This is a genomic window from Pantoea phytostimulans (genome assembly GCF_046118715.1).
GTDB lineage: Bacteria > Pseudomonadota > Gammaproteobacteria > Enterobacterales > Enterobacteriaceae > Pantoea > Pantoea phytostimulans.
The window spans coordinates 373,916-391,382 of sequence record NZ_CP173700.1 but is presented as its reverse complement, the minus strand read 5'-3'; the positions used below and the strand labels follow the sequence as shown (position 1 = coordinate 391,382).

Genomic DNA, 17,467 nt, shown 5'->3' with positions numbered 1-17,467 from the left:
TTGAAAATATAGACTGTAATATATATGCTATATAGATTGTAATTTATAAAGGTGAGCCTGTGTGGATTATTGAAACCACGGATTTGTTCGCTGAATGGCTGAAAGAGCAGGACAAAGCAATGCAGCTGGATGTGATTGCCGCACTGAATCTTCTGAAGCAGGAAGGCCCTCATCTCGGACGGCCGCATGTCGATACGCTGTACGGCTCAAAGACCCCAAACATGAAAGAACTCAGAGTTCAAAGCAATGGCCGACCTGTAAGAGGATTCTTTGTTTTCGACCCGCTGCGCAAAGCCATCATCCTATGCGCGGGTAACAAAGAAGGCGCTGACGAAAAGCGTTTCTACAAAACTATGATTAAAACGGCTGAAAGCGAGTATCACCGACACCTGGACCAACTCAAACGGAGTGGAAAATGAAAACGCTGGATGATCTGATGGCTGATTTGACGCCCGAAGAACTGACTCAGGTAAATGATAAAGTCGCAGAAATGCGGCTTGATTCTCAGCTGTATAAACTTCGCGAGGCGCTGGCTAAAACGCAGAAGCAGCAGGCAGAAGCTATGGGGATAGCACAACCTTCCGTTGCGGCTATTGAGGGACGCGGCGAGGATCTGAAAATCGCGACGCTCAAACGATACGTTGAAGCGCTCGGCGGCCAGCTAACTATCGGTGTCAATATGCCCGGTGGCGAGCACGTCGATTTCACACTCTAACTGCACCGGTAAGTAGGGTCGCCCGGCGATACGGCTTTTCCCCGGAAAAGCAGGGGCTGACGTACCGGTTATTTCGCCAGCGCTTCCTCTCTCCAAAGCGCTGTCTCACGGTCTGCTTTCTTCACTTACTACTGCTGTGCGGCAGCTGCTCCTCCGGTTTCCTTCCTGTGGTGGTCAAAAGCATCAACATCCGAATGGCTCCCTCTGACTCCCCGATAGGGTCGGGTCATTAACCTTACTGCACTAACTGCCAGAGTCATTAAGCTCCGTCAAACGTCAGAAGCGGCGCCAGGGGATTCCGGCTGGGTCTGATGGCAAAAGCGGCCAAGTTAAACTCTGCAGCTTGCTTACAGTCCGCTATGAGCGAACATCGGAAGTTCGCAGTTTTTATCTCCGCACAGTTATCCTGCCTCAAAATCCCTCTCAATTTCAGAAACAGAATTCCGGCATGATATTGACTCACCCATGCGGATGTTACGCCCAGCTTAGCTACAGTAAGCCCAACTGGCTTCGCTTATATTTGTTGATGGTTATTTATATATATCAATAAGTTAACTTATTTAAGAAATTAGTGTTAACCCTGTAGATATAGAAGTATTATTTTAAGATTAATCTACTTGCGTCTTCATTTCTAACTCGAATATTGCAAAGGTCATTGCTCGTGGAATTATGGATATTCATAGCGGCAATTTATCTGATTTATTTATTGTTTTTCAAAAAGAAAAAAAACAAATCAGGTAATTCATATTCTTACAAAGCGGAAAAAACGCCCTCAAGAGTGTGGAAAAATGATAACAAGAACAACGGGAATAATGTGGTAAACGATGACAGTGAAGATGATGCACTTGCGACTTTTACGCTGAATACTGGACGGTCTGTCGAGTACCGGATATCAGCCACCCCACGACAGGCTGCATCAAAAAACACCGGTGCTCTGGCTCAGTGGATACAACCGGGTAATGAGATCTCTGCAGGAGGGGTCGTCATAGCTGGCGGTTTCCTGTATTTCGGACAGCGTATGAAGCCGCCGGGGCAAAGCCTCAGCGGAAATTATAACGATGGCAGTGAGGCCTCACTGATAGACGCCACTCTTAAGACTCAGCGAGTTTCCTATCATTACGAAGACAGTTCACTGGGTTACTGGCCTGAATATAGTTCCCTTTCCCCTGAGTCTCGCGGCGCATATCTCAGCTGGCTGGCAAGTGACCGATGTGATGCGTCATGTCCTGTCGGTTATGTTTTTATATACCTCTATGGCCTGGAGAGGAGGGCCCTTGTGGACAGCAGAGATGAAAATATCTCTGACGCTGAGTTCCGCTCGCTGTTTTCAGAGGTTGAACGGTTAAGATCGGTATTTTTTGATAACCGCTCATTCCGCCACTACTCATATCAGCTCCTTGAAGCTATGACCATCTTGCGACCGGAGATTAAACTCTCCGCCGCTTCTGGCACCCAGGCTGGATTGAGCAATGGCATGATGTTTAAGCTCTCACTTGCAAAGGCGGTGGATGCAGGAATACCCGTGTCTGCCGATCAGGCGCTGACGTGGGTGACACATCATGCGGAATACGCGATGCGTACCCCGGCCCGTCGTTGTGCGAGGGAGTTTGCGATGCTTTTCAAGCGGCGATACACCCTCAAATACGGGGATGGGATGGTGGTTAAGCCGAACAAAACGCGGCTGCGGCTTGATTACGCGCCCGCAAGTCCGAGCCTGCGTGGTGTTCGGCTCCCTGTTACCGATCTTCCTGATCCCAGCTCCCTGAAAGGTCCCGTCCAGAAAATTGTGACACTGGCAGAAGTGTGTACAGAGGAGTTGGATGCTTACAGCCGTTACCTGGGCAGGAAAGATACGTCTGAAAACGATACTGCCGCGATTATGTTACTTCCAGCAGACATCATTAACGAAAGCGCAGGCGACGTATTCAATGCATTCAGGACCTGGGCTGATGGCGTTATTGCGGGTAAAGAAGGCTTGACCTCGGTTGCTGATTTCTGGGAGCACATGGGTGCGAGTTTCCCGAAGAAATTAAATAAAAAAGAGGCCGACCTGATGCAGGCATTCGCCGCGAAAATGGGATACCGCATGGTGCCTGATCCGTTTTATCACCACGTGAAGGCTGAAGTCGGCGGTGTGCTGGTGTTATTTGCTGCAGGAGACGAACACCGCTTCTCACCGACCTCGGCATTCACCTTAGCCGTCATGATGCTACGGCTGGGTGCGATCGTGGCCATGATCGATAACAGCATTGAGCAGTCAGAACGGGCTGTGCTGGAAAACGCTATCGATCACAATGCACTTTTTAACGAAGATGAAAAGCGCTCCCTGCATGCATATCTTACCTGGCAGCTTCACACGCCGACCAACATGACGGGAATGAAAAACAGGCTGGCGTTACTGAATTCTGCTGAAAAGGCAGCCGTCGGCCAATTTATCGTGAGCGTAGCCTGCTCGGATGGCCGCATCGAGGCTGCCGAAATCAGACAGCTGGAAAAAATTTATTCAGGTCTGGGGCTCAACCCCTCCACGCTCTCCGGCATTATCCATCAGCATTCTGCGACCGGCCAACCCCAGACACAGGCCTTCGTACATAAAACTGCGGCTCCGCAGGAGTTTACACTTGATGCCAATGTGCTGGCCCGGCATGAATCGGCTACGGATGACGTGCGCAAATTGCTCAGCACGATTTTTACAGAAGACGAAACAGAGCTGCACGAGGGCGCAACCGATCAACAGCCACAGACGGACAGCCTGGACCACGCACACAGTCAGCTTTACAAAAAGCTCAGAAAAAAAGAACAGTGGCCCCGCAAGGAAGCCACCAAACTGTGTGGACAGTTTGGGCTGATGCTGGGCGGAGCGCTTGAAGTTATTAATGACTGGTCGTTTGCAATGGTCGATGCGCCAGTGCTGGACGATGCAGAAGATGATATATGGGTAGACCAGGAAATCGCCGAAGAATTAGAGGAAGTCTAAATGTCAGGAGCACGTATAAGAGCCAAAGAGCGTGATGCCATTATTCAGTCACTGAAGTCAGGTGTGACGCCAAGAATCGGCATCCAGCATATCCAGGTTGGACGCATGAATGAAATAACGGCGCTCCATCAGGATATTGAGAGGGTAGCCGACGGTGGCGCGAGTTTCAGATTAATCATCGGCGAATATGGTTCGGGAAAGACCTTTTTTCTGAGTGTTGTGCGCTCCATAGCACTGGAGAAAAAACTGGTCACAGTCAGCGCCGACCTCTCCCCTGACAGACGTATCCATTCATCGGGAGGACAGGCGCGTAATCTTTACTCTGAGCTGATGAAAAATATGTCCACCCGGAATAAGCCGGATGGTAATGCGCTTCTGAGCGTCGTGGAGCGCTTCGTAACGGAGGCGAGAAAAGAGGCAGATGCTGACGGCTCTGCCGTTTCTGCGGTGATCCACAAACGCCTGGAAGCTTTGACCGAGATGGTTGGTGGATATGATTTTGCAAAAGTTATTGAAGCTTTCTGGCGCGGGCATGAACAGGATAATGAGGTGCTGAAATCCAATGCCATTCGCTGGCTGCGGGGTGAATACACGACGAAAACAGATGCCCGAAACGATCTGGACGTCCGCACGATTATTTCAGACGCCTCATTCTATGATGCGCTTAAGCTGATGAGCCTCTTTGTCCGTCAGGCGGGCTATGCCGGACTTCTGGTCAGTCTGGATGAGATGGTGAACCTCTACAAGCTGAACAACACGCAGGCGAGAACGGCAAATTATGAGCAAATCCTGCGTATCCTGAATGACTGTCTGCAGGGCTCTGCTGAAAATCTTGGGTTTATCCTAGGCGGTACGCCCGAATTCCTCTTTGACCCGCGCAAAGGTCTTTACAGTTATGAGGCGCTGCAATCCCGTCTGGCCGAAAACCGCTTTGCTCAGCGTTCGGGCGTCATCGATTACTCCTCGCCGGCATTGCATCTCGCAAGTCTGACGCCAGAAGAACTTTTTATACTGCTGAAAAACCTTCGTCACGTATACGCTGGTGGGGATACGGATAAATATCTTGTTTCGGACGATGCTCTCACCGGCTTTCTTCATCACTGCAGTAACACTATCGGGGATGCCTACTTCCGGACCCCGCGCAATACTATTAAAGGGTTTCTCGATATGCTGGCCGTACTGGAGCAAAACAGTTCGATGAACTGGCAGTCGTTACTCTCAGGCGTTGCTATCGAGGATGACAGACCAAGCGACATGGAAGACGCCGATACTGAAAACGAAGAAGATAATGATGGTCTGGCAAGCTTCAAATTATGAGTAGTGCGTATGACAGTCTCGATCCCCGTGTTCAGAAATGGGTATACAGGCAGGGCTGGCCGGCTTTAAGACCCCTGCAGGAAAAAGCTATTCCTGCCGTCTTAGCCGGAGACCGAGACGTGCTGATCAGTGCTGGTACAGCAGCGGGTAAAACAGAGGCGTTTTTCCTGCCAGCCTGCTCAGCAACGGCCAATATTATCGGTGGGTTTGGCATCGTCTATATCAGCCCACTTAAAGCGCTGATCAACGACCAGTATCGCCGTCTGGAAAGTCTGGGCGAGGCACTGGATATGCACGTAACTCCCTGGCACGGTGATGTTCCACAGAGTAAAAAACAGAAAGCCCGGGCCAATCCTTCCGGCATTCTTCTTATTACGCCTGAGTCACTTGAGTCTTTACTCATTAACTCATCGGGCTGGCTTAAACAGGCATTTTCATCCGTTGCTTACGTGGTCATTGACGAATTTCACGCGTTTATTGGCACAGAGCGCGGCATGCAGCTTCTGTCTCTGCTGAACAGAATTGAACATGTGCTCGGGCGCCACGATAATCCGGTTCCCCGGGTAGCCTTAAGCGCCACACTTGGAGAGCTGGAGAAAGTGCCTGAACAGCTGCGCCCGGACAGGCAGCTGGAATGTATCACGATCACAGACAATAACAGTTCGGCCATGCTTCAGGTGCAGGTCAAAGGATATCTGGAACCGATTAACATTAAGAGTGACGAGCTAAAGGCGCCTGCTGAAGAGCGCGTATGCGCGGACATATTCAGGCTTTGCCGTGGTGATTCTCATCTGGTCTTTGCAAACAGCCGAAAGCGCACTGAAAGTATCGCTGCAACGCTAAGCGACATGTGTGAGGAAAGGGTCGTTCCTAATGAATTCTTTCCCCATCACGGCTCTCTTGCCAGAGAACTTCGCGAGACGCTGGAAAAACGATTACAGCGGGGAGATTTGCCCACTACAGCGATCTGTACCATGACGCTAGAGTTAGGTATCGATATCGGCAAGGTGCAGTCGGTTATACAGGTTACTCCACCTCACTCTGTCTCAAGCCTGCGTCAGCGCATGGGGCGTTCAGGGCGGCGTGGGACCCCGTCGGTACTGCGAATGCTTATCACAGAACGCGAACTCACCGCGACAAGTGGTATTGTAGATCATCTGAGGCTGCAGCTGGTTCAGTCGATGGCAATGATCAGACTCACTATCTCGCAACAATGGTTCGAACCGGCGGATACCGCTCAGAAGCATTACTCCACGCTCCTGCACCAGATCCTCGCTATCACTGCGCAATGGGGTGGCGTTCGAGCGGATCAGCTCTGGTTACAACTCTGTCAGAAAGGCCCGTTCCGTAATATCGACTTATCCAGTTTCAAAATACTTCTTAAACATATGGGAGCATGTGGGCTGCTCACGCAGCTGGCGAGCGGTGAGGTCGTTATCGGAGCAGATGGCGAGAAACTCACAAATCATTACACGTTTTATGCCGTATTCAATACACCCGAAGAGTTTCGCATTGTCACAGGCAGCCGGACTCTGGGCACAATACCCGTGGACTATAACAAAGCGGGAATGGCGTTCTACCATCGTGACAATATATGAGTTTTTAGAGCCCTGTATCAGGTCTCCCTCCCAGTGACCTGGTATGGCTCTGTCTGCAACATCAGATGGCCTTTCGCTGATGGGTATTGCATCCGGAATTGAGCCTAATCCCTTTCCTTTAAGTGATGTCGTTCTGGATTTACGTACTACTCTTCCGCTTCTTAGGCACTGCTGCAGCTCTTTTTTTAAAGCTCCCCGGGTTTGTATAAAAAGCGTTTTATAAATCGTTTCGTGTGACACCTGCATTTCCTGATTATCCGGATAACAGCGTTTAAGCCAACCGGCGATTTGTTCCGGCGACCAGTCCTGATACATCTTCTCTGCAATGATTTTACACAATGCGGGGCATCCAATTAGCTTGCAAGGTTTTGGCCTCAGGGCACTGTCCCACGCGCCCTTATCAGCTTTTGCAGCTCGGTAATGTTTTGCACCTCCATGCCTTTTGATCTCGCGGCTAACAGTCGAAGGGGCTCTTGATAATTTGTCAGCGATGTCCCTGATGCTACTTTTTGCTACCAGCCCTCTGGATATTTCCTCTCTTTCATCAAGTGAAAGAGCCAGCCGGTGTCGCTTTCTGACAGGAGGGCGATAACCACCAGTTTGGTGAATAGTGGGCATAACAGAAGAGTGATATCTGTCGAACATTCTGGCGATATCATGCAGGGAATCACCTTGCTTATACCTGTCCCAGATAATCGCTTTCTGTTCTGGCGTGTAGTAAATGCGCGTTCTTCGTTTCATGGCAACGTCCCCCCCTTGTTTAAGGATAGCGTTGCGTCGACCCGTTGAACTCACAGCCAATAGCGGACGTTGTTGGCATAGTGTTATGTTGTTAGCCGGGAGTAGTTCATAGGGTGTGCGGTTCGCGCAATGAGGGAGCAGTCTGACACTGACTAATGATGGAGAAGATGAATGACAAGTGGTTTGATCGCGGTTTCTGCTATTGGCGTAGCTATCCTGTTTGGCGCAATGAGCCCGGGTGTTAGCTTTCTTCTCGTCGCCCGAATGGCCATGTCCAGTTCGAGACGGGCGGCTTTATCTGTTGCTGCAGGTATGGGGTTTGGTGCATCTGTTTTTGCTGTCATAGCGTTAGCAGGTCTTCACACCCTGCTGACTCTGGTCCCATCACTTTACACAGGACTTAAGATTGCAGGCGGTTGCTATCTTTTATGGCTGGCGTTGAAAATGTTTCGTCGTCCTTCAAACCGTTTTATTGATTCTGCCGGTACAGAGGAAGTAAGCGTCTTGAAAGCGTTTATGACTGGCGTATTTACGCAAATCAGCAATCCCCATACTGCACTGGTATTTGCCAGTATTTTCTCCGCAGCGCTTAGCAAAAATATTCAGCCTGTTATGTACATCATCCTACCCACAATGGCATTCGTTATTGATGTGCTCTGGTATGCGATCGTTGCATGCTTATTATCAACTGACGGGCCACGTCAGGCTTACATTAAATACCGCAAGGTTATAGATAAACTAAGCGGAGGCGTTATGGCCTTTTTGGGCATACGACTGTTGTTGAAGTGAGTCTGACGAGTACGATGCTTTTATTGAAACGAAGTGTTCATGTCAGCTTTTCGCTCATAGCGGACATCAGCATACGTGTCAGTCCGCTCAGTGCCAGGAGCGGACGTCAGTATCAGGAACCATAAAAGGGGCATTCCGGCGCTTCAAGTAAGAGGCCAAAAGTTTGAGTAAGGCACACATGTCTTTAACTGAGACAATGGAAAGCGTCTCTTGAAAAACTTTCCGTTATCGACCCAACCACATAAAGCCATGCCATTTTCACATTCGAGCACAACCATTGTATTTCTTCTTTTTCGACGCCGAACAATTGTGCCCACTTGCATCATGTTGATGCCTGTCTGGAGAGGTCTTTCCTATCAACATTTCTGTTTAAGAGCACCGATCTGACAATAAATTCGTTACACCTTTTGAGTTCGTCAATTTCAGGCTGAATTTTTCCGTAAACTCGCATCCCTTCCAGCATCATAAAAATGCTCATGGCCATTGTTCGTGGGCTTTCATCGCACCGAAAAAGCTGCTGCGTCTGACCTCTGCATATTATTTTTTCCAACTGATTGATTATTGAGTTGAATTTATGATGAACCTTGCTTCTTATCTCTGCATCACCCGGTAGAAGTTCACTGGCCGCGGCAATAGTAAAACAACCTTTTTCTCCATCAGGAGAAGATGATAAAAGCGCTACAAATTCTAGCGTTTCGCGCAATGCCTTTTCTGGATACAACTCTGCATCGCGTTCTGCTCCTCTGGAAACACCTTCATCCATGTATTGCTGTAACGCTGCGAGATAGATTGTGCGTTTATCAGGGTAGAGCTTATAGATACTCGCGCTTGCAAGACCAGAGGCTTTCATGAGGTCTGACATTGATGTTGCCCGATATCCTTTCTGCCAGAAGCATTCCAGCGCGGTATTGAGAAATGTTTCAGGATCAAATTCTCGGGGTCTGCCTACAGATGCTTTCATTTAATCCTCCAAAAGTGAGAATAAATTGTAGATCGATCAATCTACAATTAAAAGCACTTTCTCAATTTTACCTGACAAGCTCATCCAGGCGGCAAAGCTTGATGAGAATATGTCCGCTGTTTGCTCAAAGCGGACCTTACCCTGTGCGCATGCCTGCTTAGTGCCAGAAGCGGACGTTGAAGCCGTAATACCATCTATGCATGATGTAACAGATGACTGTATGCGCATATTTTTCGTAAGGTAAACAAAACCTGACTAGGAATTTATTAACCTGCAAGGATAATCGCCCATGCGAATCCCCACGCTTACAACAGATCGGTTGCTATTAAAACCGTTAGTTGCCGAAGATGCTCAGCAGATCCAGAAGCTTTATCCCCGCTGGGAAATAGTCCGCTATATGGTGGCATCGGTCCCTTGGCCTTATCCAGAGAATGGTGCAGAGAATTACGTCAATAACGTTGCTCTGCCTGACATGGCGAAAGGAATTGCATGGTTCTGGACTATCAGAAATCGTGAGATACCAGACAAAGTCATGGGCTTGATATGCCTTTACGATGAAGAAGATAACAACCGCGGGTTCTGGCTGGCATCGGAATATCAGGGTCAAGGCTTTATGCGTGAGGCTAGTATTGCGGCTACAGATTACTGGTTCAAGGTGTTGAATAAGCCGGTATTGCGCGCACCTAAAGCAGCCGTTAACAGCCGCTCTCAGCGTATTTCAGTCAGTAGCGGAATGCGGCTTATCAAAACTGTTAAGAAGGAGTATGTCAGCGGTCTTCTGGATTCTGAGCTTTGGGAAATCACCCGCGATGAGTGGAATGCTCGAAGAGTTCAATGATACCAGTAATACAACGTCCGCTTCTCGCTCAAAGCGGGCCTTGACCCCCACGCTTGTCTGCTTTGTGCCAAAGCGGACTTTGAAAGATGTATGGCATTGTTACTTAGTGAAACAGATGACGCATGGGATCCGTCTCAAGTAATGTAACTGATGATTATGGATGCGAATTTTGAGCGGTCATGTGCAGCTTGCAGGGACGTCGCATTCTTACCGCTGGCATTATCCCATTCTGCTCAAGCGAAAGAGATGTGCATATGGATGACCCAAATATTTTATTGGAAGCATACCCTTAATGTTTCAGTCGTTACAGACAGGAGTAATCAGTGCTGACAGTATGGGGAAGGAAAACGTCATCGAACGTACAGGCCCTGATGTGGTGCATAAGTGAAATGGGTCTGCCTTATAAACGTCACGATGCAGGCCATAAGTATGGGGGAACAGATTCTGATGAATTTTACGCTCTTAACCCCAATCGTACCATACCGGTATTGCAGGATGACTCTAATACACCCCTGTGGGAAACAGGAGCGATATTACGTTATCTCGCTCATCAGTATGGATGTGAAAGCTTCTGGCCTGCGGAGCTGTTAGCTAAAACCGAAGTTGATCGATGGGCGGAGTGGTCAAAGCTCAATATCGCTCAGACATTTACTGCGCCAGTCTTCTGGCGAGTCGTTCGCACTCCTGAAGATAAGCGGGATGCTGAGGCTATCAATTCAGCAGTGGGGTATTTTGAAACAAAGCTTCAAATTGCAGAGGAGCGACTGGCAAAACACAACTTTTTAGTCGGGGAAGCCCTCACACTGGCAGACATTCAGTTTGGTCACGTATTGTACCGTTATTATGATATCAATATTGACCGAAACCCCCTTCCCAATGTGCGGGCATATTATATGCGCCTGGCTTCCCGTCAGGCTTTCCGTGAACATGTCATGGTTTGTTATGATGAGCTCAGGGCTTAGCCTCTGAAAGATATTGACAATATTTGGTCATCAAACTGGCTGGGTCAGACAGTATAAATATTCAGGACGTGTTGGAATGTGTAATGGAAAACATGTATTGGGCGTATCTGGTAGTCTTCGTGCTGCTTCGTTGAATACCGTCTTTTTACGGGCTATGTCTTTACTTTGTCCTGTGGGGATCACATTTGAAATATACGACTCCCTGGACAAAATCCCCCTTTTTAATGTTGATGATGAATCTAAACCGAAGCCTGCTGTTGACCACTGGAGAAACGCGCTTTCCAGGGCAGACCTGATCTTAATAGCCAGCCCGGAATATGCACATGGTGTCACCGGCGTCATAAAAAATGCACTTGACTGGATTGTAAGCAGCGGGGAATTGCTGGATAAGCCGCTGTCATTGCCCAACCTTTCTGTCCGGGCCCATCTGGCGCACTCCCAGCTCTCAGAAATATTAAGCGTTATGGGCGCAGTGCTGACCGAAGAATGCTGCCCCAGATCAACGCTTGATGCGCCTTACACGCTCCCTGATGCGACAGAGTTTGCACTAATTGAAAATGCACAAATATGCTCAAGACTTAATGAGTTATGGAGAAAAATTGAATTGGTAATCACAAACACCAAGAAATTATAAAATATTTAAATAAGGAGATTCATTTATTCTCAGACTGACAGTCATTGCGAACGGACTCGCAGCGTCCGCTTTTCGCTCATAGCGGACTTACCGCCCGCATAAGGCTGCTTTGTGTCAACAGCAGACATCGACAACATCACGATATGTTGATAACCAAACCTACTCCGGCCTCACGTTTCAGGAGGTACTGTCAGGCGGACATGCCTTTCCAACAACGCCAGCCAGAAATTCCATGACCATTACAGCTGAGGGATCGCGTCTGTACTCTGGATAGGCAACCAGCCACATACTTCTGCCTGGAGGGGGAGAGTTTACAGTCAGTTTTATCAGAGAGCTGTCATTGTCCCCCATAAAACAGGGTAACGTAACCACGCCAAGCCCACTCCTGGCGGCCTGCTGCTGTGCCATCAGGTCGCTTGCCCGGAAAATAATCCGCCTGCCGTTCAGCAGGGATTCCAGCCATTTCTGCTGCGTCACATAATCCAGCGACTTCTCGTAGCCAATGAATGACCAACTTTCGGGCGGCCGATCCTGCCAGGAAGGTGAAGCATACAGGACGAAACGCATCGTCCCGATCCGGCGTACCAGCAAATCGGGATCATCCGGTCTTGTCAGACGGACCGCAATATCAGCCTCGCCTTTGTTCAGTTGAACATGATGGGATACGCCTGATAAGGAGAGCGGGATGTTCGGATGACTTTGCGTAAAGTCAGCCACGGCCGGTGCAATCAACAGCGCAGCGACAGCCGGGGATGCGCTAATCCTGACAGCAGCCGCTGGCGCAGCAGACAGCGACTTAGCCTGTATATAAACCCGGTCTGCAATCCTGTTCATTTCATCAGCCACAGAGGCAATGACTTTACCCTGTTCTGTAAGAGCGGTACGTCTGGGCAAACGTTCAGTGAGACGAAGACCGGGCGAAATTTCGAGGGCGGCGATGCGCCGGCTTACGGTGGCATGGTCGACGTGAAGCTCTTTTGCCGCAGCGGACATGGAACCCCTGCGTCGGAACACTGACAGCGAGTACTATTTCAACTGAGATTGGCGACGGGAAGCAGTACGCCAGCAGCCGTGACTTTGCGGCGGCAACAGGGCTGGTACCTCGACAGTACAGCACGGGAGGTCGGACGACATTGCTGGGAATTAGTAAGCGAGGCAACAAAAAGATCCGAACTTTGTTGGTTCAATGTGCCAGGGTATTCATACAAAAACTGGAACACCAGTCTGGTAAATTGGCCGATTGGGTCAGGGATTTACTGTGCAGGAAAAGCAACTTTGTCGTCACTTGTGCTCTGGCAAACAAGCTGGCCAGAATAGCCTGGGTACTGACGGCACGACAGCAAACTTATGAAGCATAACGGCAGAAATACACCGGTTTAACGAATCACTCATCTGGTTTTGCGAATACTGATATTGATGATATTAACGGCCCACCGGCCTGTTGAGGAACCTGTAAAACGGAAAGGCTCATTGAAGCCGTATATTTTCTGAAGGTTCATCAGGCGCGGAACTCATCGAGGCGCGGGAATAAAGTCCCATTCAGACGCCGGATAGATTCAAGCAAGCCAACTTATCGTCAAAATCGGTGTTGCAAAAACGGGAGTGACCATAGATTCCGTTCTCCAGGCGGCCTCTATAAGTAACGGCGGTTTAATCAGAAGACATGATTCTTCCTGTTCTGTCATTTCAAGCCGTTCGCAGCGTTCACAGCTGTCATAAAAAGTACGCTTCATCAGGCGGCAGAAAAACGCCACATCTCAGGCAACGGGCAGTCATTCGGGACACTTCTCTACTGACAGCCGTGTCCCGGACACAAGCAAAAAACAACCCTCCGGAACCGTAATCCGTAACGCTTCCGGAGGGGATGCATAGCATCACCCGATACAGGTTGAGCCGTTAATTCTCCATAACGGCGCCAGTGGAATATTGATCCGGGACATTGTTTCCCTGCGAAATTACCCTGAAGGTGCCTGAAAATTTTTAACAGCACTGACTATGAACCCGAATTTCTGACTATGCGCTGTAAAGAAAATTTGTACCCGGCTTTCTGATGAAGCCGTGGCACAAAAAATATCTTATCGGTTATTTTTTTGTGTGCTCTGAAAACAATATGCACGACTGATACGACCGTTATTACAGAACCACATCAGGCGCATTATTTTTCGCTACAGTAATTTTCATATTTTAAACCACGTCAGCTCCAGCGCTATCACATAACTTCTGACATTCTTTTTCTGCCTGAAAGTTTATCTTTCCGGGCAGGGCAGTGATTTGCCATCAGAATATTTTAAGAATCAGCCGGATAGAAAGGCCAGCCGAAACAAAAGATACTGTTATCCGTATACGGGAGTAACGCATGAATCTACTGACAGATTATATTTCAACACAGGAAGGACGGCGGCAAGCCAGAGAACTCAGCTTCGAGCTGAACAACCGGTTACTGGGAAGGTTTACGGCCCTGTTTATGGCTGAGAACCGGATCTGTTTTTCCCGGGACGGAATGATTAATGAAATCCCCTGGACGACAGGCTTCGGGGCGGCCACGCCTGAACTTAACCCTGACGTCCTGAACATCAGGCTGGCCCGACGTTAACCGTCTTAAGAATATCGGAAAATTTTACCGGATTCACGGTGTGCATAAAAAGACAACAGGATACAGACCGGACGCTATGTCCCGATAACTGACCTGCTGCAGGCACAGCAGAGCGCATACAGGGACTGAGTATGGCGCGATCAGCAACAGGGAAGGAAATACAAAGAGATTAGCGATTATACGAATATAATAAATGGTGGGCTGGGGTAAAAAGTGACCCGGACACTTCATCAGTTCGTATGCGGACGTCTTCTGATGGGCACGGCCCGTGCAGTAACGGCTGATGCCCGCTCCGGCAGCCTTCCACCGGCACAGCTAATCTCGATGACCGGTCGGCGTATTATGTTTCTGCCCGGCGGTTTGCCCCGAAACCAGAGCAGGAAACGGACTTTTCCCACCGGTGCGTTCATCCGTGAGAGCCAACGGCCCCGGTAAGCTACCCGCCAGGCCATGTATCGGCTGTTTTACAAACAGGGCTGACACGGGCCTGACGAAGATATCTGAAGCCCTGCAAGCCGGCACATGCGGTTATGCCGGAACAGTGCTGCCATCGTCCCGCTCTCCGGCTGTGGAGTAATGCAGGCAGCCGTCAGGCGCATTAATTCATTCCGGGGCGGCCCGGACAGCGTTCAGATGGACGCCACAGCCTGCAGCATGGAAAGTAACATCCGTGTAGCGTTATAAAACATCCTGCACACCCGGCAATTCCGGCATCACTTTCTTCAGCTGCTCAGGCGGCATAGGCCTGCCGATGTAATAGCCCTGGAGCACATCACATTTCATCTGACTGAGCAGATCCATCTGCCCCTTGCTTTCCACACCTTCAGCGGTAATGTCCAGCGAGCAGGCTTTACCCAGATTAATCAGGCTCGCCACAATATCACGCGCATCAGGGCAGGTCTCTATCGGCATAATAAACGACCTGTCAAGCTTGATGCCATCAAAGGGAAAGCGCCTCAGCTGCCCCAGTGAGGCATAACCGGTACCAAAATCATCAATGAGAAACTTAACACCCAGTACGCGGATCTCATTCATGATTTGTATCGTTTTTTCCGGGTTCAGCAGCATGGCGTTTTCAGTAACTTCTATTTCCATTCGGGTGCTTTCCAGTCCCGACAGCTTCAGTGCCCGCTGTACACGTCCGTAAAGCGCACCATCCTTAAACTCAACCGCTGAAATATTTACCGATACCGATAAGCCGGGAAACAAATCATGCACATCCCGGCAGGCAGTAAGCATTACCCAGTCGCTCAGTTCACTAATAAACCCGGCTTCTTCTGCAACAGGAATAAAGCGGTCTGGCATAATCTGACCCTGCCGGGGGTGTTCCCATCTGACCAGAGCCTCCAGAGACGTGACACGGGACGTTTTTATATCATAACGAGGCTGATAGACGAGACGTAGCTGCTCTTCATGAATAGCTTTACGCAGTTCATTTTCCATTTCCTGCCGCTGAGCAATTTTTTCGCCCATTTCGCGCTGATAGAACATCCAGCCGTTGCGGCCGGCGTTTTTCGTCGCGTAAAGGGCGATGTCTGCAAATCTCAGTAAACCTGCCATATCCTGCGCATCCTGTGGTGCCAGCGCAATCCCCATGCTGGCACCGATACGGACGGCGTTGCCGTTGATATAAAATGGCTGACTGACCTCCCGGATAATGGCGCTACAGAGGTTTTCGACAGACTCCTTTCCCCCGGTTTCGGAAATGACAATGATAAATTCATCACCCCCGTGGCGCGTCACCAGGCCGGTTGACTTCAGGCAGTCGCTGAGCCGTGACGCTGTTTCATGCAATACCCTGTCGCCTGCCGTATGTCCGTATATATCGTTGACCGGCTTAAAGTTATCAAGATCAACCATCATCAGGGCCAGGGGATTTTCTGTATCAGGCGGGTTCTGTAACTGCTCGGTCAGGAATTCCTTCAGTCTGGCCCTGTTCGGAAGGCCGGTCAGGTCATCGTGATAGGATAAATAACGTATACGGACCTGCGTCTCCAGCTCAGACGTAACGTCTGTTGCTGTACCCCGCACACCGCTCCTGCCCGTGCTGATGGAATAGCGTTTAACCGTCATCCGGCAGAAACGCTGTTCGCCATGAACCGTGAGGTAGCGGCACGCTGAAAGCGTCAGATTTTCTTTCTTCCGCAGGCTCTGCTTCAGCAGGGAAAGCACATGGCTGTCATCCAGTAGAAACTCAGCCAGGCTGCGGCCCGCCCAGTCAGATACCTGATGCCCGGTTACTGCCGTAAAGCGCCCGGAGATCCAGGTCAGGCGCAGCTGGTCATCCGTTTCCCAGATCCAGTCGGTCGTGGTTTCTGCCACATCGCGAAAGCGTCGCTCGCTGGAGAGGAGCGCCAGCCGGCTCTGCTCCAGAAGAAACGTGTTTTCATCATTAATCCGGGCCCGACGTGCTGCACTTTGTATCAGTGAGACTGAAATAATCCCGGCCGCCAGCATGGACAGAAACAGCAGGGGTAGCATACCCGTCAGGAGCGCACCACCGGGATCCTCGCCCGCCCACCGGAGCCTCACGCTGCCTCCGCTGCCAGAGACGACTAAAGTGGATCCATCCTCCGGGATAAATTCAGGGGTATTTCCTTCAAGACGGACCTGTTTTATACCGTATTCCTGTCCCATGTCGTTCAGCTCACCGGGCGTCAGCTGATCGGCAAATATCATCAGTGACGGACGCGAGTTGCCGGCAGAATTTGCCTTTCCCTCCTCAGGCGTTATCCATGCAGCTGACAGGATGGTCAGCTTGCCGGCGGTAACAACCAGCCCCGATATGGCTCTTCCCTCTGACAGGCTGAGCGAATGACGGAGCCCGGGCAGAGGATCGCTTCCCAGCCAGGCGGGGAGAGACGGTGGGGAATACCTTCCGTTGACCACGCTGTAAGCTGTCACACCGTCGCCGGTAACAACAAAAACGCCTTCATACCCGAATACGCTGTACAGGGACGTTCCGAGATTCTGATTGTCCCATGCCCATTCTGTATTAACCCGGGGAGAAAGATTACTGTAAGCCTCGCCCCATACTGCATAATCCGTCAGGTGGTTTCTGATTTCTTTCTGACGGTTAAGCAGAGCTTTCTTCAGAATCAACCGGCTTTGCTGGCTGGCCTTCAGGTTCAGATCGTCAGCAATATAGAGCAGTACACCAAATGCCGCCGAGAAAAACACACCCAGCAGCACACACATCGTTACGAGAGGTGGCCGGACAACAGCGCGGGTGTACTCTTTGAGAGTGATTTTTTTTAAATAAACAGGATGGTTCATTATGCAGCCTTCCGTAAGATATCTTTTTATGGCTGTTACCGCGCCACAGGATGTATATCGGCAGGC

General features: G+C 49.9%; 12 protein-coding genes and 3 pseudogenes. 11 read left to right on the top strand and 4 right to left on the bottom strand.

Translation table 11 applies throughout. The annotated features are described in order from the left end of the window. Nucleotides 1–59: 59 nt before the first annotated feature. The 5 genes and pseudogenes from ACF2G4_RS22410 to ACF2G4_RS22390 all read left to right on the top strand — a co-directional run. Nucleotides 60–419: a type II toxin-antitoxin system RelE/ParE family toxin gene (locus ACF2G4_RS22410; protein ID WP_332626306.1), complete on the top strand. Its 360-nt coding sequence runs from the start codon at nucleotides 60–62 to the stop codon at nucleotides 417–419. Further along, complete coding sequence (locus tag ACF2G4_RS22405) at nucleotides 416–715, top strand: XRE family transcriptional regulator (RefSeq protein ID WP_071668522.1); 300 nt, start codon at nucleotides 416–418, stop codon at nucleotides 713–715. The genes ACF2G4_RS22410 and ACF2G4_RS22405 overlap by 4 nt, the downstream gene beginning before the upstream one ends. A gap of 661 nt (nucleotides 716–1,376) precedes the next feature. Next, a complete protein-coding gene (locus tag ACF2G4_RS22400; protein WP_409076333.1) occupies nucleotides 1,377–3,692 on the top strand; it encodes a TerB N-terminal domain-containing protein in 2,316 nt (771 codons plus the stop codon). Then, nucleotides 3,693–5,009, top strand: a complete 1,317-nt coding sequence (locus ACF2G4_RS22395; protein WP_409076332.1) for an ATP-binding protein — start codon at nucleotides 3,693–3,695, stop codon at nucleotides 5,007–5,009. After that, a pseudogene (locus tag ACF2G4_RS22390) lies at nucleotides 5,006–6,562 on the top strand (DEAD/DEAH box helicase); the annotation flags it as partial. The gene ACF2G4_RS22395 and the pseudogene ACF2G4_RS22390, both read left to right, overlap by 4 nt. Here ACF2G4_RS22390 and ACF2G4_RS22385 read toward each other — a convergent pair. Then, nucleotides 6,560–7,348: pseudogene (locus ACF2G4_RS22385) on the bottom strand (IS30 family transposase); the annotation flags it as partial. The pseudogenes ACF2G4_RS22390 and ACF2G4_RS22385 overlap by 3 nt on opposite strands. A gap of 171 nt (nucleotides 7,349–7,519) precedes the next feature. Here ACF2G4_RS22385 and ACF2G4_RS22380 point away from each other — a divergent pair. After that, on the top strand, nucleotides 7,520–8,137 hold the full coding sequence (locus ACF2G4_RS22380; protein WP_409076331.1) for a LysE family translocator: 618 nt from the start codon (nucleotides 7,520–7,522) through the stop codon (nucleotides 8,135–8,137). 322 nt (nucleotides 8,138–8,459) lie between these two features. Here the strand turns inward: ACF2G4_RS22380 and ACF2G4_RS22375 are convergent, their stop codons facing one another. After that, nucleotides 8,460–9,098: a TetR/AcrR family transcriptional regulator gene (locus ACF2G4_RS22375; protein WP_409076330.1), complete on the bottom strand. Its 639-nt coding sequence runs from the start codon at nucleotides 9,096–9,098 to the stop codon at nucleotides 8,460–8,462. A 289-nt stretch (nucleotides 9,099–9,387) separates the two neighbouring features. On the opposite strand from ACF2G4_RS22375, the gene ACF2G4_RS22370 reads away from it, so the two are divergent. From ACF2G4_RS22370 to ACF2G4_RS22360, 3 genes are all read left to right on the top strand, one after another. Next, nucleotides 9,388–9,936: a GNAT family N-acetyltransferase gene (locus ACF2G4_RS22370; protein ID WP_409076329.1), complete on the top strand. Its 549-nt coding sequence runs from the start codon at nucleotides 9,388–9,390 to the stop codon at nucleotides 9,934–9,936. A gap of 323 nt (nucleotides 9,937–10,259) precedes the next feature. Next, nucleotides 10,260–10,898, top strand: coding sequence for a glutathione S-transferase family protein (locus ACF2G4_RS22365; protein ID WP_409076328.1), 639 nt, complete (start codon nucleotides 10,260–10,262; stop codon nucleotides 10,896–10,898). Nucleotides 10,899–10,974: 76 nt separating this feature from the next. Further along, a complete protein-coding gene (locus tag ACF2G4_RS22360) occupies nucleotides 10,975–11,532 on the top strand; it encodes an NADPH-dependent FMN reductase (protein WP_409076327.1) in 558 nt (185 codons plus the stop codon). Between the two features lie 177 nt (nucleotides 11,533–11,709). On the opposite strand, the gene ACF2G4_RS22355 is transcribed toward ACF2G4_RS22360, so the two are convergent. Then, nucleotides 11,710–12,525, bottom strand: coding sequence for a LysR family transcriptional regulator (locus ACF2G4_RS22355; RefSeq protein WP_409076326.1), 816 nt, complete (start codon nucleotides 12,523–12,525; stop codon nucleotides 11,710–11,712). A gap of 5 nt (nucleotides 12,526–12,530) precedes the next feature. Between ACF2G4_RS22355 and ACF2G4_RS22350 the strand changes: the two are divergent. Then, nucleotides 12,531–12,890 (top strand): annotated as a pseudogene (locus ACF2G4_RS22350) (transposase); the annotation flags it as partial. A gap of 998 nt (nucleotides 12,891–13,888) precedes the next feature. After that, entirely contained in the window at nucleotides 13,889–14,125 is a 237-nt protein-coding gene (locus tag ACF2G4_RS22345; RefSeq protein ID WP_269294620.1) for a hypothetical protein, read from the top strand. 678 nt (nucleotides 14,126–14,803) lie between these two features. Here the strand turns inward: ACF2G4_RS22345 and ACF2G4_RS22340 are convergent. Continuing rightward, a complete protein-coding gene (locus ACF2G4_RS22340) occupies nucleotides 14,804–17,401 on the bottom strand; it encodes an EAL domain-containing protein (RefSeq protein ID WP_409076325.1) in 2,598 nt (865 codons plus the stop codon). Nucleotides 17,402–17,467 lie beyond the last annotated feature (66 nt).

Excerpts from the sequence above, each read along its gene's own strand:
- ACF2G4_RS22405 (WP_071668522.1), top strand. The coding sequence starts at position 416 with ATGAAAACGCTGGATGATCTGATGGCTGATTTGACGCCCGAAGAACTG.
- ACF2G4_RS22395 (WP_409076332.1), top strand. The coding sequence starts at position 3,693 with ATGTCAGGAGCACGTATAAGAGCCAAAGAGCGTGATGCCATTATTCAG.
- ACF2G4_RS22380 (WP_409076331.1), top strand. The coding sequence starts at position 7,520 with ATGACAAGTGGTTTGATCGCGGTTTCTGCTATTGGCGTAGCTATCCTG.
- ACF2G4_RS22375 (WP_409076330.1), bottom strand. The coding sequence starts at position 9,098 with ATGAAAGCATCTGTAGGCAGACCCCGAGAATTTGATCCTGAAACATTT.
- ACF2G4_RS22370 (WP_409076329.1), top strand. The coding sequence starts at position 9,388 with ATGCGAATCCCCACGCTTACAACAGATCGGTTGCTATTAAAACCGTTA.
- ACF2G4_RS22360 (WP_409076327.1), top strand. The coding sequence starts at position 10,975 with ATGTGTAATGGAAAACATGTATTGGGCGTATCTGGTAGTCTTCGTGCT.
- ACF2G4_RS22355 (WP_409076326.1), bottom strand. The coding sequence starts at position 12,525 with ATGTCCGCTGCGGCAAAAGAGCTTCACGTCGACCATGCCACCGTAAGC.
- ACF2G4_RS22345 (WP_269294620.1), top strand. The coding sequence starts at position 13,889 with ATGAATCTACTGACAGATTATATTTCAACACAGGAAGGACGGCGGCAA.
- ACF2G4_RS22340 (WP_409076325.1), bottom strand. The coding sequence starts at position 17,401 with ATGAACCATCCTGTTTATTTAAAAAAAATCACTCTCAAAGAGTACACC.